This window comes from Variovorax sp. PBL-H6, from assembly GCF_901827155.1.
Lineage (GTDB): Bacteria > Pseudomonadota > Gammaproteobacteria > Burkholderiales > Burkholderiaceae_C > Variovorax.
Window position 1 is genome coordinate 3,229,641 of record NZ_LR594659.1, and the last position, 15,638, is coordinate 3,245,278.

13 protein-coding genes are annotated in these 15,638 nt (G+C 68.4%); 4 read left to right on the top strand and 9 right to left on the bottom strand.

What is annotated here, in order from left to right; translation table 11 throughout:
* Position 1: 1 nt before the first annotated feature.
* The 5 genes from G3W89_RS15145 to G3W89_RS15165 form a co-directional block, all read right to left on the bottom strand.
* Positions 2 to 985, bottom strand: coding sequence for a branched-chain amino acid ABC transporter permease (locus G3W89_RS15145; RefSeq protein ID WP_162574956.1), 984 nt, complete (start codon positions 983 to 985; stop codon positions 2 to 4).
* Positions 982 to 1,707, bottom strand: a complete 726-nt coding sequence (locus tag G3W89_RS15150) for an ABC transporter ATP-binding protein (RefSeq protein WP_162574957.1) — start codon at positions 1,705 to 1,707, stop codon at positions 982 to 984. The genes G3W89_RS15145 and G3W89_RS15150 overlap by 4 nt, the downstream gene beginning before the upstream one ends.
* Entirely contained in the window at positions 1,704 to 2,471 is a 768-nt protein-coding gene (locus tag G3W89_RS15155; protein ID WP_162574958.1) for an ABC transporter ATP-binding protein, read from the bottom strand. The genes G3W89_RS15150 and G3W89_RS15155 overlap by 4 nt, the downstream gene beginning before the upstream one ends.
* A gap of 65 nt (positions 2,472 to 2,536) precedes the next feature.
* Positions 2,537 to 3,733 carry a substrate-binding domain-containing protein gene (locus tag G3W89_RS15160; protein ID WP_162574959.1) on the bottom strand — a complete coding sequence of 399 codons (1,197 nt, stop codon included), beginning with the start codon at positions 3,731 to 3,733 and terminating at the stop codon, positions 2,537 to 2,539.
* A gap of 152 nt (positions 3,734 to 3,885) precedes the next feature.
* Entirely contained in the window at positions 3,886 to 5,418 is a 1,533-nt protein-coding gene (locus G3W89_RS15165) for a sigma-54 interaction domain-containing protein (RefSeq protein WP_162574960.1), read from the bottom strand.
* Positions 5,419 to 5,633: 215 nt separating this feature from the next.
* Between G3W89_RS15165 and G3W89_RS15170 the strand changes: the two genes are divergently transcribed.
* The 4 genes from G3W89_RS15170 (at position 5,634) to G3W89_RS15185 (ending at position 12,018) form a co-directional block, all read left to right on the top strand.
* Positions 5,634 to 7,136: an efflux transporter outer membrane subunit gene (locus G3W89_RS15170; RefSeq protein WP_162574961.1), complete on the top strand. Its 1,503-nt coding sequence runs from the start codon at positions 5,634 to 5,636 to the stop codon at positions 7,134 to 7,136.
* Between the two features lie 5 nt (positions 7,137 to 7,141).
* On the top strand, positions 7,142 to 8,296 hold the full coding sequence (locus G3W89_RS15175; protein WP_162574962.1) for an efflux RND transporter periplasmic adaptor subunit: 1,155 nt from the start codon (positions 7,142 to 7,144) through the stop codon (positions 8,294 to 8,296).
* A gap of 56 nt (positions 8,297 to 8,352) precedes the next feature.
* Entirely contained in the window at positions 8,353 to 11,481 is a 3,129-nt protein-coding gene (locus tag G3W89_RS15180; RefSeq protein ID WP_162574963.1) for an efflux RND transporter permease subunit, read from the top strand.
* Between the two features lie 174 nt (positions 11,482 to 11,655).
* Positions 11,656 to 12,018, top strand: a complete 363-nt coding sequence (locus G3W89_RS15185; RefSeq protein WP_162574964.1) for a hypothetical protein — start codon at positions 11,656 to 11,658, stop codon at positions 12,016 to 12,018.
* Here G3W89_RS15185 and G3W89_RS15190 read toward each other — a convergent pair whose 3' ends face one another.
* From G3W89_RS15190 to G3W89_RS15205, 4 genes are all read right to left on the bottom strand, one after another.
* A complete protein-coding gene (locus G3W89_RS15190; protein ID WP_162574965.1) occupies positions 12,019 to 13,299 on the bottom strand; it encodes an erythromycin esterase family protein in 1,281 nt (426 codons plus the stop codon).
* Positions 13,300 to 13,438: 139 nt separating this feature from the next.
* On the bottom strand, positions 13,439 to 14,479 hold the full coding sequence (locus tag G3W89_RS15195) for a flavin reductase (protein ID WP_162574966.1): 1,041 nt from the start codon (positions 14,477 to 14,479) through the stop codon (positions 13,439 to 13,441).
* On the bottom strand, positions 14,476 to 14,844 hold the full coding sequence (locus G3W89_RS15200) for a VOC family protein (protein ID WP_162574967.1): 369 nt from the start codon (positions 14,842 to 14,844) through the stop codon (positions 14,476 to 14,478). Before G3W89_RS15200 ends, G3W89_RS15195 begins: the two co-directional genes overlap by 4 nt.
* A gap of 8 nt (positions 14,845 to 14,852) precedes the next feature.
* Positions 14,853 to 15,638, bottom strand: coding sequence for an SDR family NAD(P)-dependent oxidoreductase (locus G3W89_RS15205; RefSeq protein WP_162574968.1), 786 nt, complete (start codon positions 15,636 to 15,638; stop codon positions 14,853 to 14,855).

The window sequence follows — 15,638 nt, forward strand, 5'->3', positions numbered from 1 at the left end:
CTCACCGGCTGCTCGCCACCGGATACACGCCTTGCGGACGCCACAACAGCACCGCCACCATCAGCGCAATGCTGGCGAACTGCGTGGCCACCGGCAGCAGGAAGCCGGTGTAGTTGGTCAGCAAGCCGACCAGCAACGCGCCGATCAGCGCGCCGGTGGTCGAGCCCAGTCCGCCGATGATGATCACGATGAAGATCAGCACGTTGACCTGCGCGCCCATCTGCGGGATCAGGTTCTGCTGGAACAGCCCCCACATCACGCCGCCCAGTCCGGCCAGCGCGCTGCCGACGACGAAGACGCCGATGAAGAGCCGCCCGATGCGATAGCCCAGCGACTCGACCATCTCGCGGTCCTGCACGCCGGCGCGGATCAGGAGGCCGATCTTGGTGCGCGCGAGCGTCCAGGCCAGCACCCCGAAGACGACGAGCCCGACCGCCACCGCCAGCAGGCGGTACTTGCTGATCGCCGCATCGCCGACCAGCAGCGAACCGCGCAGCCCATCGGGCAGCGGCAGCGGGATCTGCCCCGGCCCCCAGATCACCTTGATCAGCTCCTCGCCGATGATCATGCCGCCCATGGTGATGAGGATCTGCTTGAGATGCTGGCCGTACACCGGCCGCACGATGAAGCGTTCGAAGGCCAGGCCGACCGCGCCGGCCACGGCCATGGCCACCAGCATCGCGGGGAACACCGCGAGCAGGTTGCGCCAGACCTCCTGAGAGCCGGTCCAGTCGCCCATGCCGCCGAGCACCGTGCTTGCCACGAAGGCACCCAGCGCGATGAAAACGCCATGGCCGAAATTGAGCACGTCCATCAAGCCGAAAACCAGCGTCAGGCCCGAGGCGATGATGAAGATGATCATGCCCATCGCGAGCCCGGCGACGGTGAGCGTGAGCCAGGTCGAGAACGAGCCGGTCAGCGGCAGCGCGATGAGCACGAGCACCGGGACGAGCAGCAGCGGCTTCCAGTCGAAGTCAAGTTTCATAGGGCCAGCCCCAGCAGCGACCGCTGCAATTCCTCGTCGGCCGAGAAGGCCGCCATGCTGCCGCCATGCACCAGGCGGCCGTTGTCCATCACCGCGACCGTATCGCCGAGGCGCTGCGCGAAATGGAGGTTCTGCTCGACGAGCAGGATCGTCACGCCGCTTTTCTTCAGCGCGCCGAAGGCTTCGATCATGTTGTTGATGATCGCGGGCGCCAGGCCCTTGCTGGGCTCGTCGACGATCAGCAGCTCGCGCGGCTCGACGATCGCACGCGCGACCGCCAGCATCTGCTTCTGCCCGCCCGAGAGCTTGCCGGCGGGGTGGTTCCAGAACTTCTGCACCGCGGGGAAGAGCTCGAAGATCCACTTCAGGCGGGCGTCGTCCATCTGCTCGGCGTTCTTCGCGCCGCGCGCCGCGAGCAGCATGTTTTCCTTCACGGTGAGGTCGGAGAAGATGCCCATGTTCTCGGGCACGTACGCAATGCCGAGCCCGGCGATCTGCGGCGTGTGCAGCGCCGTGATGTCGCGTTCGCCGAAGCGCACCCGGCCTTGCGAGGCATGCCACAGGCCCATGATGGTCCGCAGCGTGGTGGTCTTGCCGGCGCCGTTGCGGCCCAGCAGCATGGTGAGCTGGCCCCTGGGAACGGCGAGGTCGACGCCGTGGAGGATGTGGTAGGCGCCGATGTGGGTATGAACGCCTTCGAGCGTGAGCAGGTTCGCGCTCATCGTTGCGGCTCCTTCGCTACGCCGAGGTAAGCCTCCTGCACCACCGGCGATGCAATCACCTCCGCGGGCTCGCCGTCCGCAACCAGCTGCCCGTTGTGCAGCACGATGATGCGATCCGCGAGCTCGCGCACCACGTCCATCTTGTGCTCCACGAGCAGGATGGTCTTGCTGCGGTCCTTCTTGAGCGCGCGGATCAGGTCGAGGATCACCGGCGCCTCGGCCGCGTTCATGCCGGCCGTCGGCTCGTCGAACATGAACACCTGGGGCTCCAGCGCCATCAACAGCGCCACCTCCAGCTTGCGCTGGTCACCATGCGGCAGGCTCGCAACGGGTGCATGCTCCTTGGCCTTGAGCGCGACCTCTTCCAGGATCTGGTCGGCCCGCTCGGTCAGCGCACGGTGATCGCTCCAGATGCTCCAAAGGTTGAGCCCGCGCCGGTGCGCCCCCTCGCGCGTGGCCTGCACTGCGAGGCGCACGTTCTCGAGCACTGTCAGGTTGGGAAAGAGGTTGGTCAGTTGGAAGGCACGCCCCAGCCCGGCACGCGTGCGCGCCGAGGCGCTCAGCCCTGTGAGCATCTGCCCGTCGAGCGAGACCGTGCCGGCGCTGGCCTTGAGCTGCCCCGAGATGAGATTGAAGTAGGTGGTCTTGCCCGCGCCATTCGGGCCGACGATCGCCGTCAGCGTGCCGGGTGCGAAGGCGCAGCTCACGGCGTTGACCGCGACATGGCCACCAAAGCGGATCGTCAGATCCCTGGTTTCGAGCATGGGGTAAGGGAAGACGGATGCGGGTAGCGGACGCAGTGCATGCACGGCGTCCGGAGTCCGATTTCTCAGCGCTTGTTCTTGATCGGAATGTCCATCTCCGACGCCTTGATCTCGTGCACCAGCTCCGGCACGCCCCAGGCGAAGGCCGGGTCGGCCTTGATCTTGAAGTGGTACATGCTCTGCAGCGCCTGGTGGTCTTCCTTGCGGAAGGTCATCGGGCCCTTGGGCGTATCGAAGGTCATGCCTTCCATCGTCGAGATCAGCTTGTTGGTGCCGGTGTCGCCGCCCGTCTTCTTGAGCGCCGTCACCACGGCCATCGCCGCGCTGAAGCCACCGGCCGTGAAGAAGTCGGGCGGCGTCTTGAATTCCTTGTAGTGCGCCGCGACCAGGGCCTCGTTCACCGGGTTCTTCGGGATGCCGAAGTAGTAGTAGGTGGCGCCTTCCATGCCCGGGAATTGCTTGTAGCTGGCCATGGCGGGCAGGATGTTGCCGCCCGTGGCGATCTCGATGCCGTAGCGCTGGAGGTCGAGGTCCGCGATCTTGAAGGGGTTGCCCGCGCCGGCCCAGACGACCCAGATCACCTTGCGGCCCGGCTGGTCCTTGAGCTTGTCGATCAGCCGCTGCGCGCCGGCGGTGAAGTCGGTGGTGTTCTGCGGCAGGTATTCCTCATGGACGATCTTGGCCTTCTTGATCGCATCCTTGAAGGCCTTCACGCCATCGCGGCCGAAAGCGTAGTCCTGTGCCAGCGTGGCGATGCTGACGCCCGGCTTGTCGAGCGCGACCGCGTTGCTGATTGCGTCCTGGCTCGAGTTGCGGCCGGTGCGGAAGATGTACTTGTTCCACTTGTCGCCGGTGATCGAGTCGGCCACGGCGGGCTCGACCAGCAGGATCTTCTTGTACTCCTCGGCCACCGGCAGCATCGCGAGCGCCACGCCCGAGGAGGTGGGGCCCACCGCCAATGCGGCCTTGTCGTCCGCATAGGCCGCGGCCAGCAGCGACTTGCCGAGATCGGGCTTGCCTTGGTCGTCCTTCTCGATGACCACGATCTTCTTGCCGTTGACGGCCATCGTGCCGCCCGTGGCGTAGCTCAAGCCCATCATGAGGCCGGTCTGCGTCTGCTTGCCGTAGGCTTCCAGCGGGCCGGTCTTGCTGTAGATATGCGCGATGCGGATCTCGTTGGACTGGGCGAGCGCGGGAGTGGTCAGGGCGGTGGCGCCCAAAGCTGCGACGGCCGCGAGGGCGACCAGATGGCGACGGTGCATTCTTTTGTCTCCTGAGGATGGATGACTGAATATTGCACAGTTCATGCCAGCTGCGATCGCGTTGTCAGCCAAGGACTTTCCCGCAGGCTTCGAGTGAAAGGACTGGAATCAATACATTTGACTTGCCTGAGTTTCAGGCGATTGCATTTTTCTCAGTCAGGGTTTTCCAGACGTTCATACAAAGTCGCGCGTGAGATCTTCAACAGCCGCGACGCCGCCAGCTTGTTGCCGCCGGTCGTTGCCATCGCAGCTGCAATGGCCTTTCGCTCCAGCTCGGCCACCTGCTCGGCCAACGGGCGCAGCAGCAAGGCCTTGTCGTCGCTCCCGGCCGTGCCCGGCGCCGCCTGCAGCGGGTCGGGCGCGGCAATCTTCTCCTGCCCGGTCTCGCGCAGGATGCGTTCCAGCTGCGCCGCGTCGATGCGCTGCGAGTCGCTGCGCATGGTGACCTGCTCCAGCACGTTGCGCAGCTCGCGGATGTTGCCGCGCCAGTGCTGCGCGGCCAGCAGCGCCAGCGCATCCGGCATCAGCTCGGGCGGAGCCTCGCCGCTGCGCAGCGCCATGTCCTCGCCCAGCGCTTCGACCAGCGCGGGGATGTCGGCGCGCCGCTCGCGCAGCGGCGGCACGCGCACCGGCAGCACGTTCAGGCGGTAGAACAGGTCCTCGCGGAAGCGCCCTTCCCGCACCAGCGCCGGCAGGTCGCGCGAGGTGGCGGCGATCACGCGCGCGTCGAAAGGCACCAGCTTGTTGGAGCCCAGCGGCTCGATCTCGCCCTCCTGCAGGGCGCGCAGCAGCTTGGCCTGCAGCGTCAAGGGCATGTCGCCGATCTCGTCGAGGAACAGCGTGCCGCCATCGGCCAGCTTGAACTTGCCCTCGCGCGCCTTGCGGTCGGCCCCGGTGTAGGCGCCGGGGGCGACGCCGAAGAACTCGGCCTCCAGCAGCGTATCGGGCACGGCCGCGATGTTCACGCTGACGAAGGCGTTGCGGGCCCGGGCCGACGCGGCATGAATCGCATGTGCCAGCAATTCCTTGCCGGTGCCGGTCTCGCCCAGCAGGAGCACCGGGCTGGAGGACTGTGCCGCGCGCCGCGCATGGCGCTTGACCTCCACCGCCGCCGGGCTGGCGCCGATGAAGCTGGCAAAGGTGTATTTCGATCGCCGCTGCCCGTCGGCCGACTGCTGCCAGAGCGGGTTGTTGCGCTGGGTCGCGAGCTCGCGGCGCGCGTCGTCGAGGTCGCGCTGCAGCAGCGCGAACTTGCTGATCAGCGGCTGAAGCGTGTCCTCCGGGTGGTCGAAGAGCACGATGCCGATCGCCCCGATCACGGCCCCGGCCGCGCCGTCCTCGCGCTCCTCACGCAGCGGAATGCGGCTGACCACGAAGGTGCCGGCCTTGTTGGTGAGCAGGTCGATCAGGATGGGCTCGCCGGTCTCCAGCACGCGCTGCATCAGCGTGTTGGGCACGACCTCCTCCACCGGGTGCCCGAGGAACTGGTCGATGGACGAGAAGCCCAGCGCCGGAAGGAAGCGGCGGTAGCCCTCGTTGACCCAGACGATGCGACCGCTGCGGTCGACCAGGAACATGCCCTGGCTGATGCTGGAAAAAAGATGGAACATCGAGCGGGCTGCCAGGGCCAGGATGCCTTCGGCATCGAGCGGCAGTGCGGCGGTTGACGCGGTGACGGCTGACATGGCGGAATCGTAGCCTGTGCATCAATGGCTCGCGCCGATGTCATCGATGGCGTCGTCGCGACTGGCTACGATGCAGGTTTCCGATCTGCGCAGGGGCTTGCCGAGCGGCGCGTGCAGTCTTGCTATGCTGCGCGCCTTGCCCGGCCCACCGGCTGCATCCGGCCCAGCGACGCGACCTACCCGATCGCCAGCCACGCCACTTTTTGCGGAACCTCATGAGGAACTTCCGGCTTCGCGCGCTCTGCTTCGCGCTTTCCTTCACGCTCCCTTTGGCGTTCTCGGCCTGCACGCTCCCGCGCCCGCCCGAGAAGGTCACGGCACCGACACCCGCGCAGTGGAGCACCCCCCTGCCCCACGGCGGCTCGCTGCCCGTGCTGGCCGACTGGTGGCGCCAGCTCGACGATCCGTTCCTGGTCGAGCTGATCGACGCGGCCCAGGCCGCCAGCCCCAACGTGGCCAGCGCCGCCGCGCGCATCGCCGAGGCACGTGCCTCGCGCGTCGCCGCCGGCGCTGCGCTGGCACCCAACCTCGGCGCCAATGCCTCGGCCAGCCGCAGCAATTCGCCCACCGGCGGCTTCACCGGACTGGGCGGCACCGGCAGCACGGGCGCCAGCTCGACGAGCACTGCAATTCCCGCCATCACCACCCTCCAGGCCGGCCTGCAGTCGAACTGGGAGGTCGACCTGTTCGGTGGCCTGCGCGCCACCCGCGATGCCAACCAGGCCCGCCTCGACAGCGCCGACGCCAGGTGGCACGAAGCGCGGGTCTCTGTGGCGGCCGAGACGGCCAACGCCTATTTCGGAGAACGCGCCTGCCGGCGCCAACTCGCCGTGGCCGCAGACGACACCCGATCGCGGGCGGAGACCGCGCGTCTCAACGACCTTTCGGCCCGTGCCGGCTTCACCGCGCCGGCCGACGCCGCGTTGGCGCGCGCCGGCGCCTCCGATGCCTCGGCCAGGCTGACCCAGCAACGCGCCCAGTGCGCCCTGCTGCAGCAATCGCTGGTCGCGTTGACCGGCATCGAGGCCGCCACGCTGCAGGCCCGGCTGGATGCCGTGCCGGTCGAACGCACGCTGCCGGCCGTGCACCCTGTGGCCAGCGTGCCCGCCGAGGTGCTGGCCCAGCGGCCGGACGTGTATGCGGCCGAACTGGGCGTTGCCGCTGCCAGCGCAGAGGCCGGCTCCGCACTGGCACAGCGCTTCCCGCGGCTGACACTTCAGGGCTCCATCGGCCGCCTGCAGTTCCGCACCAGCGGCTTTCGCGAGACGGTGGATACCTGGAGCATCGGCCCGGTGGCGCTGACCGTGCCGATCTTCGACGGCGGCACCCTGGCCGCCAACGTGGATGCCGCGCGGGCCCGCTACGACGAAGCCGTCGCGCTCTACCGCGGCAACGTGCGCCAGGCCGTGCGCGAGGTGGAGGAGGCGCTGATCAACCTGCAGAGCACCGACCAGCGCACCGGCGATGCCGATGCTGCGGTGCAGAACTACCGGGCCTCGTTCGACGCCACCAGCGCGCGCTATCAGAGCGGCCTTGCCAGCCTGTTCGAGCTGGAGGACGCGCGGCGCACGCTGTTCGCGGCGCAGACCGCGCGCGTCTCGCTGCAGCGCGAGCGCGCCGAGGCCTGGGTTGCGCTCTACCGCACCACCGGCGGCGGCTGGTCGCGGCCAGGCACCGAAACGACAAGCAACTCCTCGATCGCGAAGTCAGCGAAGTAGCTCTTATGACAAGAATGAAGCGTTCCACCCTGCTCATCATCGTGGCTGTGCTGGTGCTGCTGCTCGCGGTCGGCGCCTTCCTGTTCTCGCGCGGCAAGCCGGCCGAGCAGGCCGCCGGCATGTCGAAGGAAGCCGCCGCACAGCCCAGGCCTGCGCTCACCGTGACGGTGGCCAAGCCCGAGACCAGCGAGCTCACCATCACGCTGGCCGCCAACGGCAATGTTGCGGCATGGCAGGAAGCCAGCATCGGCTCCGAGTCCACCGGCCTGCGCCTGGCCGAAGTTCGCGTCAACGTGGGCGATGCAGTGAAGAAGGGCCAAGTGCTCGCCACCTTCTCGCAAGAGACCGTGCAAGCCGATGTGGCCCAGGCCCGCGCCTCGCTGGCCGAGGCCAGGGCGACTGCTGCCGATGCCGCCGGCAACGCCGCGCGCGCCCGCACCCTGCAGGCGACCGGCGCCTTGAGCCAGCAGCAGATCAACCAGTACCAGACGGCGGAGCAAACCGCGAAGGCGCGCGTCGAGGCGGCCCAGGCCGTGCTGGCCGCCCAGCAGGTGCGCGGCCGCAACACGCAGGTGCTGGCGCCCGACGACGGCGTGATCTCGTCGCGCACCGCGACGGTGGGCAGCGTGCTCGGCGCCGGCACCGAGCTGTTCCGGCTGATCCGCCAGGGCCGCCTCGAGTGGCGCGCCGAGGTGACATCGGCCGAGCTCAGCCGCGTCGCCGTGGGCACCCCTGCCGTGATCACCAGTGCCAGCGGCGCCCAGGTCAGCGGCACGGTGCGCAGCATTGCGCCGACTGTCGACCCCCAGACGCGCAATGCCCTCGTCTACGTCGACCTCCCTGGCTTGCAGCAGACGAGCGTCGTCAAGGCCGGCATGTTCGCGCGCGGCGAGTTCCAGCTCGGCCACAGCAACGCGCTCACCGTTCCGCAAGCCGCGGTGGTGCCGCGCGACGGCTTCAACCACCTGCTCCTGCTCCAGCCCGACAACCGCGTCGCGCAGCTGAAGGTCGAGACCGGCCGCCGCGTGGGCGACCGCATCGAGATCACCACCAGGCTGCCCGCGGACGCGCGCATCGTGGTCCAGGGCGCGGGCTTCCTGAACGACGGCGACCTGGTGCGGGTGGTGGATGCGCCGCCGGCCAAGCGAAGTGCGCCGTGAGAAGTGCGCCCTGAGAAGTGCGCCGTAAGTCATCCCGATCCGAAGCGAGCCACTGAATGAACGTCTCCGCCTGGTCCATCCGCAACCCCATCCCCGCGGTGATGCTGTTCGTGCTGCTCACTTTCGCCGGGCTGCTGTCCTTCAACGCGATGAAGGTTCAGAACTTCCCCGACATCGACCTGCCCACGGTGACGGTCTCGGTCTCGCTGCCGGGCGCGGCGCCCTCGCAGCTGGAGAACGACGTGGCGCGCAAGATCGAGAACTCGATCGCCACCGTTCAGGGCCTCAAGCACATCACGACCAAGGTGCAGGACGGCGCGGCCACGATGATCGTCGAGTTCCGCCTCGAGAAGCCGGTGCAGGAGGCGGTCGACGACGTGCGCTCCGCGGTGCAGCGCGTACGCGCCGATCTGCCGGCGGACGTGCGCGACCCCATCATCAACAAGCTGGACTTCGCGGCCCAGCCGGTCCTGGCTTTCACCATCGCTTCCTCGCGCATGGACCCGGAGGCGCTCAGCTGGTTCGTCGACGACACGGTCACCAAGAAGCTGCTGGCCATCAGCGGCGTGGGCGCGGTCAACCGCGTCGGCGGCGTCACGCGCCAGATCCATGTCGACCTCGATCCGGGCAGGCTGCAGTCGCTGGGGGCCACTGCCGCCGACATCTCGCGCCAGCTGCGCCAGGTGCAGACCGAGAGCGCCGGCGGGCGCACCGATCTGGGCGGCAGCGAGCAGCCGGTGCGCACGCTCGCCACCGTGCGCTCGGCCGATGAGCTGCGCGACATGCAGATCCCGCTGTCGGACGGACGCAGCATCCGGCTCGACCAGGTGGCGCGCGTCTCCGACACCATTGCCGAGCCGCGCGCCGCCGCCCTGCTCGACGGCAAGCCCGTGGTCGGCTTCGAGGTCGCGCGCAGCCGCGGCGCGAGCGAGGTCGAGGTCGGCGGTGCGGTGCAGAAGGCCCTGGCCGAGCTGCGCGCGCAACGTCCCGACATCGAGCTCACCGAGGCGTTCAACTTCGTCGAGCCGGTGCAGGAGGAATACGACGGCTCGCTGCACCTGCTCTTCGAAGGCGCCCTGCTTGCGGTGATCGTGGTCTGGCTGTTCCTTCGCGACTGGCGCGCCACCTTCGTCTCGGCCGTCGCGCTGCCGATGTCGGCCATCCCGGCCTTCATCGGCATGCATTGGCTGGGCTTCTCGATCAACGTCGTCACGCTGCTGGCGCTGTCGCTGGTGGTGGGCATCCTGGTGGACGACGCGATCGTGGAGGTCGAGAACATCGTGCGCCACCTGCGCATGGGCAAGACGCCCTACCAGGCGGCCATGGAGGCGGCCGACGAGATCGGCCTGGCGGTGATCGCCACCACCTTCACGCTGATCGCGGTGTTCCTGCCCACCGCCTTCATGAGCGGCGTGGCCGGCAAGTTCTTCAAGCAGTTCGGGTGGACTGCCTCGCTCGCGGTCTTTGCCTCGCTGGTGGTGGCGCGGATGCTCACGCCGATGATGGCGGCCTACATCCTCAAGCCGCTGGTCGGCGCCGAGAAGGAGCCGCGCTGGCTCGCCTTGTACATGCGCCTGGCCGAGCGCAGCCTGCGGCATCGCTTTACCACCATGGTGCTGGCCACCCTCTTCTTCTTCGGCTCGATCGCGCTGATCCCGCTGCTCAAGACCGGGTTCATCCCGGCCGACGACAACTCGCAGACGCAGGTGTACCTGTCGCTGCCGCCGGGCGCGACGCTGGCGCAGACGCTGGCGATGGCCGAGGAGACGCGACAGCGGGTGATGGCGGTGGAGCACGTGAAGAGCGTCTACACCACCGTGGGCGGCGGCAGCGCGGGCGGCGATCCCTTTGCCAGCTTCGGCACGCCGGAGACCCGCAAGGCCACGCTCACCATCAAGCTGGCCGACCGCGGCGACCGGCCGCGCAAGCAGGGCATCGAGAACAACATCCGCAAGACACTCGAAACCCTGCCCGGCGTGCGCACGACCGTGGGCCTCGGCGGCTCGGGCGAGAAGTACATCCTGGTGCTGACGGGCGAGGAACCGTACGCGCTCACGGCCGCGGCTCGCGCGGTCGAGAAGGACCTGCGCGCCATCCCCGGCCTGGGCAACATCACCTCCACCGCGAGCCTGATCCGGCCCGAAATCGTGGTGCGGCCGGACTTCGCCCGTGCCGCCGACCTGGGCGTGACCAGCTCGGCCATCGCCGAGACCCTGCGCGTGGCCACGCTCGGCGACTACGACCAGGCCCTGGCCAAGCTCAACCTGGCGCAGCGGCAGGTGCCGATCGTGGTCAAGCTGGAGGACTCTGCGCGGCAGGACCTCTCGCTGCTGGAGCGCCTGACCGTCCCCGGTGCGCGCGGCCCGGTGATGCTGAGCCAGGTCGCCGCGCTCACGATGGAAGGCGGCCCTGCGGTGATCGACCGCTACGACCGCTCGCGCAACGTCAACTTCGAAATCGAACTCTCCGGCGTTGGCCTGGGGGACGCGAAGAAGGCGGTGGAAGCACTGCCCTCGGTGCGCAACCTGCCGCCCGGCGTACGCGTGGCGGAGGTGGGCGACGCCGAGATGATGAGCGAGCTGTTCGCCAGCTTCGGCCTGGCGATGCTGACCGGCGTGCTGTGCATCTACATCGTGCTGGTGCTGCTCTTCAAGGACTTCCTGCACCCCGTCACCATCCTGTGCGCGTTGCCGCTGGCGCTGGGCGGGGCCTTCATCGGCCTGCTGCTGGGGCAGCAGGCGCTGTCGATGCCCTCGATGATCGGCTTCATCATGCTGATGGGCGTGGCCACCAAGAACTCGATCCTGCTGGTGGAGTACGCGATCGTCGCTCGCCGCGATCACGGAATGACGCGCTGGGATGCGCTGCGCGATGCCTGCCACAAGCGCGCGCGGCCGATCATCATGACCACGCTGGCCATGGGCGCGGGCATGGCGCCGATCGCATTCGGCCTGAGCGCGGCCGATTCCAGCTTCCGCGCGCCGATGGCCATGGCGGTGATCGGCGGGCTGATCACCTCCACGGTGCTGAGCCTGCTGGTCGTGCCGGCGGTGTTCACCTACGTCGACGATATCGAGCACTGGCTGCATCGCATGGTCGCCCGCATCCGCGGCCGCAAGCCCGACGCGACAGACGCTCCGGAGGGGCCGCCTCCGCGGACGCGCGAGCAGCCGGCGGCGCACTGAGGTGGCTCAGGCGCGTTGCTGATCCTCGGCGGCCTGGTGCGGTGGTACACGGCACCGCATCGGCCGCGTCCCCAGGCAGGCACGCCCTTGGACTACCTCCCTTCGCTGCAGCTGCGCACAGCAGCGGGCGGCGCAATCATGCAATGCTGCCGAAGCCTTGCAACGGAGAACACCGTGAAGCCGTCCCAGCCGCCCCGTTTCTTCTTCCTTTGCGCCGGCATGGCGGCGGCCCTCGCCGCGCCGGCCCAGCCCGCCCCCGATGCACTGCAGCGGCGCTACGAGCGCGACATTGCGGCTTGCAACAACGGAACCCTGGCTGCCCCGGCGCGCGAAGCCTGCATCCGCGCAGCCGGCACCGCGCTCGATCGCGCGCGCGGCGGTCCACCGGTCGAAGTGCCTCAGCCCTCCTCGGACGGGCGCGCCACCATCGTTGCACCGCCCGGCGCCGCCCCTTCGAGCGGCTCGGACGCCATCCCTTCTAGCGATGGCCGCGCCACCATCGTGCGCCCGGCCGGCCAGGCGGCGCCGCAGCGATAGCTACGCCAGCGGCTCCAGGGCCGAGGTCTGGTCCAGGTGGACCAGGGCATCGAACTGCTCGGCAACGCGTGCCTCGAAGTAGTGGCTCTGCCGCTCTGTCGCGGGCGCATAGATCACTCCGATGGCACGCTGAAGCCGCGTGTCGCGCAGCGCGTCGGCGAGTACCTCGTTGTTGCGAAGCATCAAGGCGAAACGGCCGAGCCCGGTCTCGTGCAGCAGCGCCTCGATGCTGCCCGCGAGCGGGGGATTGATGCGCTTGCGCTCCGGCTTCCGGTCCCACCCAGAGGCGGCCGTGACTTCGCCCGACGCGGTGGTGAAGCCGACGTTGAAGCACTGCGCCTCGTAGCGTTCGCGCATGAGCTGGCCCACGTTGAGCTCGCCGATGTCCGCCATCTCCGTGGAGCGCGCATCGCCCAGGTGCGAGTTGTGCGCCCACACCGCGATGCGGGCGGGCCTGGACCGCCGGGCGCTCAGGTGCGCATCGAGCGCCTGCAGTGTCTGCGCCATGTGCTGGTCCCGCAGGTTCCACGAGGCCACACGGCCCTTGAACATGGTGCGGTAGTAGTGCTCGGCGTTGCGCACCAGCCGCGCGTTCTGCTCGGCATGAAAATGCGCGTCGGCACCGGCGTGGACCTTGCTCTCGCGCAGTTCCATCAGCTGCGCCACCGCTGCGTCCTCGCAGCTGGCGCTCAGGTCGAAAGCGACAGCATGGCCGTAGGCTTGCGTGTCCTCGCCGAAATGATCGAAGCAGCCATAGCGGGAACGCGCGCGACGCGCAGCGTCGGGATCGACCCGGTCCAGGTACTCGAGCACCGAGCCGATGGAGGTGTAGAGGCTGTACAGGTCGATGCCGTAGAAACCCACGCGCTGCTCCGGCGCCCTCCCCTGGTTGAAGGCGCGCAGCCAGTCGACGAACTCGCGAACGGGCTGGTTGCGCCACATCCAGAGCGGGAAGCGCCGGAAATCGCCGAGCGCCTGCAGTGCACTCGAATCGTCGGACAGGCCGCGAACGAATCGGTCGACCCGCAAGGCATCGGGCCAGTCGGCTTCGACCGCGACCGCATCGAAAGCCTTCTCTTCGATCAGCCGCTTCGTGATTGCGGCGCGCTCGCGGTAGAAGTCGTCGGTGCCATGCGAGGCCTCTCCCAGGAGCACGAAGCGGGCGTCCGCAATGGCGAAGAGCAGCGCCGCATGGCAATGCGGAGAAGTTCCAAGCGGGCACGCTGCGGCGCGGATCGCGCGGATCGCACCGTCGTCGTCTCGCCCGCCGCCGTATCGCATGGCATGCCCTCGTGGGTCCATTGGGACTTACAGGCTAGAACGGCGGCTCACGTGCGATGTCGGACCGCGCTTGGCGCAGCGTAGGAATGCAGCCCGCGATGTCGCTCCGGCGGCAGATGCGCCGGGCGAACCTGGCAATTCAGCCTTGGGCGGGCGCCAGGGAGACGACGCTCTCGTCTTGCGCGCCACTGTCCTGGCGCAGCTTCGCGATCAGCGCATCCAGCGCGTTTGCGGCGCCTTCCGCGTCCCGGGCCCGCAGGCTTTGCACGACCTTGCGCCGCAGCGGGAACGCGTCAGGCCTCGGGCGCACCGGGATCACGTGCGTCATGCGCTCGCGCAACACGGCAGTCATCGTCTGCGCCATGAGGCGCAGTGCCTCGTTGTGGCCTGCCAGAGCAATCGACGAGAAGAAGCGCGCCGTGGCCTCGATGCGCTGCGGAAGCGCGTCCTTGCCCTGGTGCTGCTCGATCTCGTCGGCGGCGGCTTCGATGGAGTCGACCTCCGCGTCGGATGCCCGTTCGCAAGCCAGCCGAAGCAGCGTGCCGTAGAGCGCGCGGTAGGCCTCGTCGATGTCGGCCGTGCCGAGCTGTCCCTCGAGCACCAGCTTGCGCAGCGACTCGGCCAGCATCATGTAGGCGCCCTTGTAGAACACCAGCGCATGGTCGGCCGAACCGGTGGCCATGTGCTTCACCTCGCCGATGAAGATCTCGTGGTCGCCCGCCTCGTGGCGGGCATGGACACGGCACTCGAAGCTGGCAAGGCAGTCGTCGATGAGCGGCGTGCCGAGCGGTCCCGGGCGCCAGGCCACGCCCTCGAACTTGTCGATGATCTTGCTCGATGCAAACCGGGCGGACAGCAGGTCCTGGTTTTGCGACAGGATGTTGATGGCGAAGCTATCGGCCTCCACGAATGCGCGCAGCAGGCTGCTCGCCTTGCGCAGGCTGAAGAGCACCAAGGGCGGCTCCAGCGAGACCGAGCTGAACGAATTGCAGGTCAGCCCCACGGGCCGGCCGTCGGCGGCATGGGTCGTGATGACGGCCACGCCGGTCGGGAAGCAGCCCAGCAACTGGCGAAACAGCTTGGGCTCGATGGCACTGATGTGCGGCGTGGCATGGCTCACCGGAGTACCTTCGCCTCCGGCTGCAGTGCTATTCGCCTTCGGAACGGCCGTGCGTCTCATGGTGTCGTCGTCCCCTGGCGTTTGAAGAGTTGAACGATGTTGCCCTCGGGGTCGCGCAGCGACAGCACCGCGCCGTGCGAACCCATGTCACGCGTGCCGAGTACCTCGCCACCCGCGGCCGCCACGCGTTCGACCGTGGCGGCGAAGTCGTCCACTTCGAACACCATGACGACACCGGACGTCGCAGGCAGCGCTTCTTCGCGGCAAGCCAGGGCGACGCTGGTGTTGCCCACCCCGTACTGGATCCATCGATCCTTGTCGCGGAACTTCAGCTGCAGCCCGAGTGCAGATTCATAGAAGGCATGGAGTTCAGCGGGCCGCTCGGCCACGACGAACACGTTCTGCAGGCGCTTTGGCGATTCCATGGTGGGCCTCACGGAGCGTTGTTGTAGACGTTGGCCAGGGAGGCCTTCAGGAATCCGCCATCGACCACGATGTCCTGCCCGTTGATGTATGCGGACGCATCGCTCGCCAGGAAACAGACGGCTCCCGCGACGTCCGCAGGGACGCCGATGCGCCGTGCCGGAATCCGCGACGTCCGGGTCTTCAGCACGGCCTCGTCGCGGTAGTGCACTTCCGACAGCGGCGTGCGGATCATGCCGGGGCTGACGGAATTCGCCCGGATGCCGCGGGGGCCCCATTCCACGGCCATCTGATGGGTCAGCGCCCGCATGGCGGCCTTGGTCGGCCCGTAGGCGCCGACGCGCGTGGACACCTGCGCCGCGATGGATGCAATGTTGATGATGCTGCCCGCCTCCCGGTCGAACATCATCGGTACCAGCGCCTGTGCGCACAACAGGGCGCCGCGCAGATTCACGTGGAAGATGCGGTCCCACAGCTCGATCGGGAAGCTCTCGAGTGCCACGGGCGACGAGGTGATGGCTGCGTTGTTCACCAGCACATCGCAACGGCCGAAGCGCGAACGCGTCAGCTCGGCCATTGCGGTGATCGAAGCGGGGTCTGCGATGTCGCAGTGCACGCTCAGCAGGCCATCGGCCTCGGCGGGCGCGTCCGGGTAGCTGATGTCGACCTGCACCACCTGCGCGCCGATCGCGCGCAGATGTTGGCAGATGGCGAGGCCGAGACCACCGGAGGCGCCGGTGACCACGGCCACCTTGCCCTTGAGGGCCTGGGTGTCGAACGGGTTGGTAGAAGACAT

Coding starts and splice junctions, on each gene's coding strand:
- G3W89_RS15145 (WP_162574956.1), bottom strand. CDS start 985: ATGAAACTTGACTTCGACTGGAAGCCGCTGCTGCTCGTCCCGGTGCTC.
- G3W89_RS15150 (WP_162574957.1), bottom strand. CDS start 1,707: ATGAGCGCGAACCTGCTCACGCTCGAAGGCGTTCATACCCACATCGGC.
- G3W89_RS15155 (WP_162574958.1), bottom strand. CDS start 2,471: ATGCTCGAAACCAGGGATCTGACGATCCGCTTTGGTGGCCATGTCGCG.
- G3W89_RS15160 (WP_162574959.1), bottom strand. CDS start 3,733: ATGCACCGTCGCCATCTGGTCGCCCTCGCGGCCGTCGCAGCTTTGGGC.
- G3W89_RS15165 (WP_162574960.1), bottom strand. CDS start 5,418: ATGTCAGCCGTCACCGCGTCAACCGCCGCACTGCCGCTCGATGCCGAA.
- G3W89_RS15170 (WP_162574961.1), top strand. CDS start 5,634: ATGAGGAACTTCCGGCTTCGCGCGCTCTGCTTCGCGCTTTCCTTCACG.
- G3W89_RS15175 (WP_162574962.1), top strand. CDS start 7,142: ATGACAAGAATGAAGCGTTCCACCCTGCTCATCATCGTGGCTGTGCTG.
- G3W89_RS15180 (WP_162574963.1), top strand. CDS start 8,353: ATGAACGTCTCCGCCTGGTCCATCCGCAACCCCATCCCCGCGGTGATG.
- G3W89_RS15190 (WP_162574965.1), bottom strand. CDS start 13,299: ATGCGATACGGCGGCGGGCGAGACGACGACGGTGCGATCCGCGCGATC.
- G3W89_RS15195 (WP_162574966.1), bottom strand. CDS start 14,479: ATGAGACGCACGGCCGTTCCGAAGGCGAATAGCACTGCAGCCGGAGGC.
- G3W89_RS15200 (WP_162574967.1), bottom strand. CDS start 14,844: ATGGAATCGCCAAAGCGCCTGCAGAACGTGTTCGTCGTGGCCGAGCGG.
- G3W89_RS15205 (WP_162574968.1), bottom strand. CDS start 15,638: ATGTCTTCTACCAACCCGTTCGACACCCAGGCCCTCAAGGGCAAGGTG.